Source organism: Bacillus cereus group sp. BceL291 (assembly GCF_051776705.1).
Classification (GTDB): Bacteria; Bacillota; Bacilli; order Bacillales; family Bacillaceae_G; genus Bacillus_A; species Bacillus_A cereus.
Genome location: NZ_JBPWAP010000241.1, coordinates 1 through 511 on the forward strand (window position 1 = coordinate 1; position 511 = coordinate 511).

The following is a 511-nucleotide window of genomic DNA, read 5'->3' on the forward strand; positions in this document are numbered from 1 at the left end:
CTAATCAATAATATCCAAATTACATTTCTGACGAAACATATTGAGTTTTTTCAATTGTTTTCCATCCAATTGAAGTAAGTTTTTATATTTAACAATCGTCTCTTTCTTTGTTGCATGTATAAGTGTATGAACTAATTTATGAACAATCACAAGGTTTTTAAAGTCATCTTTTCCTCCTAATTTTCTGGGGGTTACATGATGACAATGTACCTCTCCAGCTTCTAGGAATGTTCCCAAAATTGAGCATTTCCCTAACTGCATGGAGTACCTAGAGATTCGATTATCCTCGTACTCCAAGTTGTCATTTCTTTGTGTGAACATCATTTTATTAATTTCGTGTTCTACACTTTGTTTAATTCTCTTGTGATTTTTTCTTCCCTCAGTGGTGTAATTACAGATATTTTGACTGAAATTCATTGCATTTTCAGTTCGAATATCTGCTATTGGATATAAATAGACTCCCATTATTTTGTATGTTTTATAGTTGTTTTTATGAAGTCGTTTATATAAA

General features: G+C 30.7%; 1 protein-coding gene. It reads right to left on the reverse strand.

Going from position 1 to position 511, the window contains the following annotated elements; all coding sequences use genetic code 11:
• Positions 1–511 (reverse strand): HNH endonuclease signature motif containing protein (locus ACS2CR_RS34385; protein WP_438906164.1); only part of this gene is annotated, 511 nt, incomplete at its 5' end.